This is a genomic window from Roseateles sp. (genome assembly GCF_036486225.1).
Lineage (GTDB): Bacteria > Pseudomonadota > Gammaproteobacteria > Burkholderiales > Burkholderiaceae_C > Roseateles.
Window position 1 is genome coordinate 1 of the sequence record NZ_DASVNZ010000235.1, and the last position, 7,974, is coordinate 7,974.

Annotated in this window: 9 protein-coding genes; 5 read left to right on the forward strand and 4 right to left on the reverse strand. The window is 69.5% G+C overall.

Going from position 1 to position 7,974, the window contains the following annotated elements:
• The 3 genes from VF536_RS15910 to VF536_RS15920 all read left to right on the forward strand — a co-directional run.
• On the forward strand, positions 1-988 hold a 988-nt coding region (locus tag VF536_RS15910), incomplete at its 5' end, for a chitosanase (RefSeq protein ID WP_331615841.1).
• A 122-nt stretch (positions 989-1,110) separates the two neighbouring features.
• A complete protein-coding gene (locus VF536_RS15915; protein ID WP_331615842.1) occupies positions 1,111-2,073 on the forward strand; it encodes an alpha/beta fold hydrolase in 963 nt (320 codons plus the stop codon).
• 74 nt (positions 2,074-2,147) lie between these two features.
• Entirely contained in the window at positions 2,148-2,492 is a 345-nt protein-coding gene (locus VF536_RS15920) for a hypothetical protein (RefSeq protein ID WP_331615843.1), read from the forward strand.
• 130 nt (positions 2,493-2,622) lie between these two features.
• Here VF536_RS15920 and VF536_RS15925 read toward each other — a convergent pair whose 3' ends face one another.
• Entirely contained in the window at positions 2,623-3,486 is an 864-nt protein-coding gene (locus VF536_RS15925) for an NmrA family NAD(P)-binding protein (protein ID WP_331615844.1), read from the reverse strand.
• Here VF536_RS15925 and VF536_RS15930 point away from each other — a divergent pair.
• A complete protein-coding gene (locus VF536_RS15930) occupies positions 3,473-3,613 on the forward strand; it encodes a hypothetical protein (RefSeq protein ID WP_331615845.1) in 141 nt (46 codons plus the stop codon). The two genes, VF536_RS15925 and VF536_RS15930, sit on opposite strands and share 14 nt — an antisense overlap.
• A 92-nt stretch (positions 3,614-3,705) precedes the next feature.
• Here the strand turns inward: VF536_RS15930 and VF536_RS15935 are convergent, their stop codons facing one another.
• On the reverse strand, positions 3,706-5,031 hold the full coding sequence (locus VF536_RS15935; RefSeq protein WP_331615846.1) for a hypothetical protein: 1,326 nt from the start codon (positions 5,029-5,031) through the stop codon (positions 3,706-3,708).
• A 223-nt stretch (positions 5,032-5,254) separates the two neighbouring features.
• Here VF536_RS15935 and VF536_RS15940 point away from each other — a divergent pair, with 223 nt between their 5' ends.
• Positions 5,255-5,542 carry a YMGG-like glycine zipper-containing protein gene (locus VF536_RS15940; RefSeq protein ID WP_331615847.1) on the forward strand — a complete coding sequence of 96 codons (288 nt, stop codon included), beginning with the start codon at positions 5,255-5,257 and terminating at the stop codon, positions 5,540-5,542.
• Here VF536_RS15940 and VF536_RS15945 read toward each other — a convergent pair.
• The gene (locus tag VF536_RS15945; protein ID WP_331615849.1) at positions 5,527-7,335 is read right to left on the reverse strand and encodes an ABC transporter ATP-binding protein; all 1,809 of its coding nucleotides are present in this window, start codon (positions 7,333-7,335) and stop codon (positions 5,527-5,529) included. The genes VF536_RS15940 and VF536_RS15945 overlap by 16 nt on opposite strands.
• The coding region (locus VF536_RS15950; protein ID WP_331615850.1) for an ABC transporter permease at positions 7,332-7,974 on the reverse strand (643 nt) is incomplete at its 5' end. The genes VF536_RS15950 and VF536_RS15945, both read right to left, overlap by 4 nt.

The window sequence follows — 7,974 nt, forward strand, 5'->3', positions numbered from 1 at the left end:
CCTCGTTGCGCCTTCGGCCGAGGGCTACACGCTGAAGGCACGCCACAGCGGCAAGTGCGTCGACGTGAAGGACCATTCGACCGCCGCGGGCGGCGCGATCCAGCAGTGGGATTGCACCGGCGGCGCGAACCAGCGCTGGAAGCTGAAGGCGGTCGGCGCCCCGGCCCCCGCACCGTCGCCGGCACCGGCCCCTTCGCCTGCACCCGCGCCCTCGCCCGCGCCGGCACCTTCGCCTGCCCCCGCCCCAGCTCCGGCACCTGCGCCCGCTCCGGCGCCGTCGGCCGGCCTGTCCGACCCGAAGGTCAAGGACATCGCGATGCAGATCGTCTCCAGCGCGGAGAACTCGTCGCTGGACTGGAAGGCGCAGTACCGCTACATCCAGGACATCCGCGACGGCCGCGGCTACACCGCCGGCATCATCGGTTTCTGCTCGGGCACCGGCGACATGCTGGAACTGGTCCAGTACTACAACTCGGTCAAGCCGAACAACGTGCTGGCGAAGTACCTGAACGCGCTGCGCTCGGTCAACGGCAGCGACTCGCACGCGGGCCTCGATCCCAACTTCCAGGGTGACTGGAAGACGGCCGCGAGCGACACGCTGTTCCAGCAGGCGCAGGACCACGAGCGCGACCGTGTCTACTTCAACCCCTCGGTGCAGCAGGCCAAGAACGACGGGCTGCGGGCGCTGGGCCAGTTCATCTACTACGACGCGATCGTGATGCACGGCCCGGGCAACAGCGGCGTGAGCTTCGGCGGCATCCGCAAGGCGGCCATGGCCAAGGCCAAGACGCCAGCGCAGGGTGGCAACGAGACCACCTACCTCAACGCCTTCCTCGACGCCCGCGTGGCGGCGATGAAGACCGAAGAGGCGCACAGCGACGTGACCCGCGTGGAGACCGCGCAGCGCGTGTGGCTCAAGGCGGGCAACCTGGACCTGAAGACGCCGCTGAACTGGAAGGTGTACGGGGACAGCTTCTCGATCAAGTGAGCGCCGCGCGGAAGCCGCCCCAAGGCCGCGGTCCGCATCTGCATATGCGGCATGCGTCCAAGGGGCGGCGGCGCGATGGGCTCGAAGGTCGTTAGGCTCTCACCTCCAACGGGAGTGCAGCCTTGCTGAAGATCCTTTCCTACGTCGTCCTCCTCGTGCTGCTGGCGCTGGTCGCGCTCGCGGCCATCGCCTGGTGGTCGCTGCGCGCGCCCGACCTGCCCGCCGAACAGCTGGAGCGCGAGTTCCAGACGCCGCATGAACGCTACGTCGAGGTCAGCCCCGGCCTGCGGCTGCACTACCGCGACGAGGGGCCGGCCGATGCGCCGGTGCTGCTGCTCCTGCATGGCTACGGCGATTCCTACGCGACCTGGGAAGGCTGGTCGCCGGTGCTGCGCGACAAGTGGCGCGTCATCAGCCTGGACCTGCCCGGCCACGGCCTGACGGCGGCGCCGGCAGGCTTCGTGCTCGACGGCAACGCGTTCACGACCATCGTGCTGGGCTTCGCCGACAAGATCGGCGTGAAGCGCTTCGCCGTGGCGGGCAACTCGATGGGTGGCGGCGTGGCGTGGAAGCTCGCGCTGGCGGCGCCGGAGCGCGTGCAAGCGCTGGTGCTCGTGGCGGCGGCCGGCTGGCCGAGCGAGGCCACCGGCGCGAGCCCGTCGCTCGCCTTCCGGCTGCTGCAATACAAGTGGGGTCGCGACCTGCTGGCCAGCATCGACAACCGGCCGCTGATCAAGCAAGGCCTGACCGCGCAGGTGCATGACAAGTCGCTGATCACCGATGCGGTGATCGACCGCTGGGCGCGCTACCAGCGGTATCCCGGCCATCGGGACATCCTGATGTCGGCCTCGCCGGCGAGCCATGCGACGGCGACCAAGGAGCTCCTCGCCACCGTGAAGGTGCCCACGCTGGTCCTGCACGGCGACTACGACCCGCTGATCCCGCTCGAGCACTCGCGCCGCTTCGCCGCCGCGATCCCGGGCGCGAAGCTGATCGTCTACCCGAACGTCGGGCATCTGCCGCAGCGGGAGATTCCGGAGCGGTCGGCGAAGGATGTGGCCGAGTTCCTGGCGGCGCAGCACTGAAGTGAGGCGTCCGGTTCCGAAACATCACGGCGGTGCTTCTGATAGCTGCTCGTTCGCGCGGCGACACTATGACTATGTCCAAGTCAATGCGCGTGTTTTGTCTACTGGCGGTCGTGGGGCTGATCGCCGCATCAACATGGCTCTACCTCCATGACATGAAGGCTCATGCCTATGCTGCAGCCTGGCTGGTCTACCTGGTTGCGGGCTTCAGCCTGATGGGCGAGGTGTTGGTGCCCGTGCGCGGCCCGGCGCGGCCGTACCGAGGAGAGTCCCGGTCGGAGCTGATTCGACGCGATCTTGAGAACCTGAAGAAGACCTATCCGAATTCGAAGTGGGCGGCCAACGCAAAAGCTGTTTATGCCGCGTTCTTTCTGGGCTTCCTGGTCTGGACGGTGATCCTGGGCTTGCTGATCTTCTGACCCCTGGTGGAAGCTTCGCTTGCGATCGCAATGATCGGCCTGGCCTGGTTTGGCATGCGCAGGTCCACGCTCCTGGCGTACGGCGCCGCTTCGATGGCCGTGCTGCTCGCGTCGACCCCCCTGCTCACCCCTAAGGGCGCGTCGCCTCCACCAGATCGCGCACGTACTCGTCGATCGTGACGCGTCCCTGGATGGACACGTCGGGAAGATCGAGGCCGTCGAGCGTGGCCCCGGTCATGCGCGCATAGGACTCCGCCGCCGCCTGCGAGAACCCCAATCCGCGGAACGACGCCTCCCACTGTTCCCTCGGCGTGACGACCACGCGGACGTCCCGCTGCAGCGCCGCGGCGAACGCGGCGGCGACGTCGTTCGCGCAGTAGCGCTCGGGACCCTCCACGTGCTGCACGCCAACGTCTTCCAGCGACGACATCAGCCGCCGCGCCGCGATCTCGCCGAGATCGCGCGGAGCGGCCATCGGCAGTCGCAGATCGGCGGGAAACAGCGAGACGAGTTCCCCGGACTCGCGCACCGCGTCGAGCTGCGCATCCCAGTTGCTCATGTAGAAGCCGGCGCGATTGATCGCAGCAGGAATCGGCTGATGCTGCAGCCGCTCTTCGAGCTCCCAGAGCACGTTCAGGTCACCCAGACGCTCGCCGGGACGGGCGCCGCTGGTCGACTCGGCCACCACCTTCTCCAGGCCGCTGCCCTGGAGAGCCTCGAGGAGGCGCGCCACCGTGCGCCGCTCGACCTTGTCGGTGTCCCCGTCTACCGCCGCCGGCGGGTTGAGGAGGAACGCCCGTCGCCCCTGCCTGAACACCGCGCGCAAGGCATCGGGATCGTTGACATCCGCCAGCGCGACCTGTGCGCCGGTGCCTTCCCATCGCCACGCGTGCCCCGGGTCGTGCGTCACGACGATGACGTCCTGCTCCTCGCGCAGCAAGGCTTTCACCACTTCGGATCCCACATGCCCGAATGCGCCCATGATGATCATCATCGTCGTGTTCCTTGTGGTGACGTCCGACCGCGGAGCGGCCACAACCGAGCGGGGCAAACGCGTCGCCTGCCCTCTTTCGCTGCGGCACGAGCGCGCGTCGCCGCGCTCAGCGACCCGCCATCCCTGAGCCCGGAAACAGCATCGCCGCCGGACCCCGCGTTGAACGCGGAGGGCGGCGGCGATGGCAGGGCCGGGGCGACCCGGCTCAGCGCGACGTCATCAGATCTTCATCGCCGCCAGCAGGCTGTCATGCGCGGCCTTGTTCATGCGGATGTCGAAGGGCAGGAAGGTGAGCCGATCGACGGCCGTGGCGCCAGCCGGGTTCGACACGTAGTAGCCGCCGCCCAGCAGCGTGCCGTCCTTGGTCAGCGCGCCGGTGTAGACGTTGCCGCCCAGCTCGAAGTAGATGCGGTACTGGACCGTCGAGCTCAGCGTCGCCGACTGCGGACGCGGGTTCGTCGCCACCCAGACCGACACGCCGTCGACGGTGCGGACCGTGCCGTTGGCCAGGACGTAGGTCGTGCCGTCGCTGTTGGACACGATGCCGGCGGTCATCGCGGCCGTCAGCGTCGTGTTCACACGGCACGGCGTGACCGCGGCGCCGGTGGTCGCCGTCGTGCAGTCGAAGACGTTGTAGCGGTCGCCCTTGTTCGTCTGCGCGAACTTGAGATAGCTCGAGCCCGCCGCATACGTAGCCGTCGCGTTCAGGATGTTCGCGTTCGAGAAGAACGAGTTGTGGAAGTGCGCGAAGTCCGCCGGGGCCGCAGTGACCAGGCCGGTCAGCGGCACGGTTTCGTAGTTGCTGCGCACCTCCGAGTACGCCACCGTCGTGTTGTCCACGGCGAGCGAATCGACGCGCACGTCGCTACTGACGTAGGTCACCTTGCTCGAGCTCCCCACGACCAGCACGCCGCCGTTCTTGAGCACGCGCGTCGCCGACGACGAGGTGGGCAGCGCGAGCGTGTTCGTGAAGTTGCGGGGCGCGCTCTGCGCGTTGCTCTGCGGTCCGTTGGTCAGCGGCGACGCCGGCAGCAGGCCGTAGTCCGAGTAGGCGTAGTTGACGCCGCTGGTCTGGCCGCCCGAGTAGTTCAGGTTCCAGTGCAGGTAGTAGCTGCCCGCGTTCGGCGGCAGGATCAGGTTCTCGAAGGCCTGCTGGTTGGCGCTCAGTTGCAGCGTCAGCTGCGCGACCGCGCTCGTGACGGTGCCGGCCGAGTTCGTCACCACGACCGTGTACTGCGCGCCGTTGTCCGCGAAGGTCACCGCCGGCGTCTGGTACGACGCGGTCGTGGCGCCCGCGATGGCCACGCCGTTCTTCTTCCATTGGTAGCCGAGACCGGTGCCCGTGGCCACGACCGTGAACAGGGTCGTGCCGTCGGTGAGCACGCTGGCGCTCACCGGCTGCGTGGCGATGACGGGCGCTTCGACCGTCGCCGTGGACGCTCCGGCCTTGCCCGAGCCGTCATCAGAACCGCCACCGCCGCAGGCCGCGACGATGACCGACAGGGCTGCCAATGCGGCAGCGTTCTTGCGCTTCACTGAGACCATGGGGTCCTCCTCCCTTTGAAATTGACTGCCTGGCGGTCCATCGACGGGACCGCTCCAGCGTTTTGCGGCGGCGAGTATAGGAGGCGGATATCGCCCATTCCGTGACCTGGGCGCGCAATATTTCCGTTTGTGTTGCGTGCGTGAAGCAGTGCTACCTCTTTGGACATGGCAAGGCACGGCGATTGCCATGCCGGTTCATCCACCAACATCGTTGAGGAAAGCCATGAAGACATCCCTGATCAGAAACGCGGCGCTGATCGCCGCCTGTGCCGCCATGACAGTCGGTTGTGCCACCAGTGATGTGAAGAACGCCGGCGTGGGCGCCGTCGGCGGTGCCGTCGTCGGTGCCGTGGCCGGCGGCAGCGCCGTGACCGGCGCCGTGGTCGGCGCGGTGGCAGGCGCCGTCATCGGACGCCTGATGGTCGACGGCAAGGAGCGCGAGGTCTACTCGGACGGCAACGGCGGTCGTTATTGGGTCGACGGCGACGGACGCCGTCACGCAGTCCGCTGAACCGAGCCGTCCGGTCCCTCGACCGGACGGCGCGTTGCCAACGCACGATCGAGATCCGGCGCCGCCGCGAGCAAGGCCTGCGTGTAGGCATGCCGCGGCGCGGTGAAGACCTTGGCGGTGACGCCCTCCTCCACCACGCGGCCCTGCTGCAGCACGATCACCCGATCGGTGACCGCGCGTACCACCGCGAGGTCGTGCGTCACGAACAGCGTGGCGACGCCGCGCTCGCGGCACAGCCGCTCCAGCAGCGCCAGCACCTGCGCGCGCAAGGACACGTCCAGCGCCGAGACCGCCTCGTCCAGCACCAGCAGGTCGGGCTCGACCATCAGCGCGCGGGCGATAGCCAGCCGCTGGCGCTGCCCGCCGGAGAATTCGTGCGGGAAGCGATGCAGCGCGTCGGCGTCCAATCCCACCTGCGCCAGCAGCGCGACGGCGCGCTCGCGTGCCTGCGCCTCGCCGAGCGCCGGCCGCAGCAGGTGCAAGGGCTCCGCAAGCAGTCGCTCCACGCGCCAGCGCGGATCGAAGCTGCCGTAAGGATCCTGGAACACGATCTGCACGCGACGGCGCAGCGCCGTCTCCGCGCCGGTGAAACGCTCGCCGGCCAGCCGCACCTCGCCCGACGCCGGACGCTGCAGGCCGAGCACCGTGCGCAGCAGCGTGGACTTGCCGCTGCCGGACTCGCCGACCAGCCCCACGCGCTCGCCGGGCAGCACGTCGAAGCTCACGCGATCAACGGCCCGCACGCGACGCCCAGGGCGGAAGAAACTGCGATCGGCCGCGGGGTACTCGCACACGATCTCGCGCAGCGACAGCAAGGGCACGACGGACTCTTCGCGCTCACCGCGCTCACCTCGCTGACCATGCTGGCCGCTCACGTTGGTCTCTGGCGGAGGCACCCGTGTTGCTCCCTCTCCCGCTTGCGGGAGAGGGTGGGGGTGAGGGCCAGCGGCCTCCGCAGTCCCTTCACCCAGCGCCCTCGCCTCACGGGACAGCGCCGAGCCCAGCCGTGATTGCTCGACCAACGCCCGCGTGTACGGATGCCGCGGCGGATCGAGCAACTGCCGCAGCGGGCCTTGCTCCTGCACCTCGCCGTGCCGCAGCACGACCAGCCGGTCCGCCATCTCCGCGACCACGCCGAGGTCGTGCGTGATCAGCAGCAGCCCGCAGCCGTCCTCCCGCACCAGGCGGCGCAGCAGATCGAGGATCTGCGCCTGGCTGCGGACGTCGAGCGCGGTGGTAGGTTCATCGGCGATGAGCAGGCGCGGCCGGCAGGCCACCGCGATCGCGATGGCGACGCGCTGCCGCTGTCCGCCGGACAGCTCATGCGGATAACGGCGCGCATCGACGCCGGCCTCCGCCAGACCGACCCGCGCCAGCAGACGCTCCACCTCCGCGCGACGCTCCTTCGCATCGCCGCGACCGTGCAGCCGCAGCGCCTCCTCGATCTGCGCGCCGATCGGCATCAGCGGATTGAGCGCCGTCATCGGCTCCTGGAACACCAGGCCCACGCTCGCGCCCCGCACGCGCCGCCACCCGGCTTCGTCGAGCGCGCCCAGGTCGACGCCCTCCAACTGCAAGAGGCCGCGCCGCGACAGCCCCTTCGGGAGCAGCCCCAGCAAAGCGAGCGCCGTCAGCGACTTCCCGGAACCGGACTCGCCGACCAGGCCGACGATCTCGCCCGCGGCGATGTCCAGTTCGGGCACGAACAACAGGCGGCGTTCGCCAGCCTGCAGCGCGAGATCGCGCACGCGCAGCAGCGTGGTCGTACCGGATGGGGAAAACGTCACCGTCATGGGAGAGTCCTGTTCGGGCGGCCCGGGTGCGCCGAGCGTTCCGCGCGCTCCGTCGGCGCCGTTCGCGGGTTCAGACGTTCACGCAGCCCGTCGCCCAGCAATTGGAAGGCCAGCGCCGACAGCGCCACCGCCAGCCCGGGGAACACCGCCAGCGTGGGCGCCAGCGCCGTCAGCGTCTGCGCTTCGGCCAGCATGCGGCCCCAGCTCGGTTGCGGCGGCTGCGTACCGAGGCCGAGGTAGGACAGCCCCGTCTCCGCCAGCAAGCCCAGCGCCAGCTGAATGCTCAACTGCACCAGCAGCAGCCCGCCCAGGTTGGGCAGCACGTGCTCGACCGAGATGCGCCAGGCGCCCTTCCCGGCCACGCGCGCGGCCAGCGTGAACTCGCGTTGCCACAGCGGCAGCGCCGCGCCGCGCGTCAGCCGCGCGAAGACCGGGATGTTGAACACGCCCACCGCCAGGATCGCGTTGATCGCCCCGGGGCCCAGCGTGGTGCTCAGCAGCACCGCCAGCAGCAGCGAGGGGAACGCGAAGATCAGGTCGTTGCCGCGCATCAGCAACTCGTCGACCACGCCGCCGCGCGCCGCCGCCCACAACCCCAGCGGCACGCCGACGCCGGCGCCCAGCGCCACCGCCACCAGC

Coding starts and splice junctions, on each gene's coding strand:
- VF536_RS15940 (WP_331615847.1), top strand. CDS start 5,255: ATGAAGACATCCCTGATCAGAAACGCGGCGCTGATCGCCGCCTGTGCC.
- VF536_RS15930 (WP_331615845.1), top strand. CDS start 3,473: ATGATGATCATCATCGTCGTGTTCCTTGTGGTGACGTCCGACCGCGGA.
- VF536_RS15935 (WP_331615846.1), bottom strand. CDS start 5,031: ATGGTCTCAGTGAAGCGCAAGAACGCTGCCGCATTGGCAGCCCTGTCG.
- VF536_RS15925 (WP_331615844.1), bottom strand. CDS start 3,486: ATGATGATCATCATGGGCGCATTCGGGCATGTGGGATCCGAAGTGGTG.
- VF536_RS15945 (WP_331615849.1), bottom strand. CDS start 7,335: ATGACGGTGACGTTTTCCCCATCCGGTACGACCACGCTGCTGCGCGTG.
- VF536_RS15920 (WP_331615843.1), top strand. CDS start 2,148: ATGTCCAAGTCAATGCGCGTGTTTTGTCTACTGGCGGTCGTGGGGCTG.